This window comes from Streptomyces sp. SID12501, assembly GCF_010550245.1.
GTDB lineage: Bacteria > Actinomycetota > Actinomycetes > Streptomycetales > Streptomycetaceae > Streptomyces.
The window spans coordinates 1-414 of record NZ_JAAGLU010000837.1; the positions used below are offsets into that span (position 1 = coordinate 1).

1 protein-coding gene is annotated in these 414 nt (G+C 70.3%); it reads left to right on the forward strand.

What is annotated here, in order from left to right; genetic code table 11:
- Positions 1 to 80: 80 nt before the first annotated feature.
- The coding region (locus G3I71_RS48720) for a coiled-coil domain-containing protein (RefSeq protein ID WP_369335594.1) at positions 81 to 414 on the forward strand (334 nt) is incomplete at its 3' end.

Genomic DNA, 414 nt, shown 5'->3' on the forward strand with positions numbered 1-414 from the left:
GAGTGAGGGCGGGGTTGCTGCCGGGCGTGCGTTCCCGCTCGGCGGCCCGAGGCAGTCCGAAGAAGAAGGAGCTCGTCTCCGTGGCGTTTCACCGTCGACCCAAGCACCCGACCCGCGCGCGCGTGAGCGTGCTCACCGCCACCGCCGCGGCGGCCGTCGCGCTCTCCTCGCACTCGGCCGTGGCCGCCCCGGACAAGCCGAACAAGGACGAGGTCAAGACCAAGGTCGACACCCTCTACGAGGAGGCCGAGCAGGCCACCGAGAAGTTCAACGGGGCCAAGGAGCGCCAGGAGAAGCTGGAGAAGGAGATCGCCCAGCTCCAGGACCGGGTCGCCCGCGGCCAGGACGAACTCAACACCCTGCGCAACACGCTCGGTTCGATGGCCACCGCCCAGTACCGCGGCGGCGGATTCG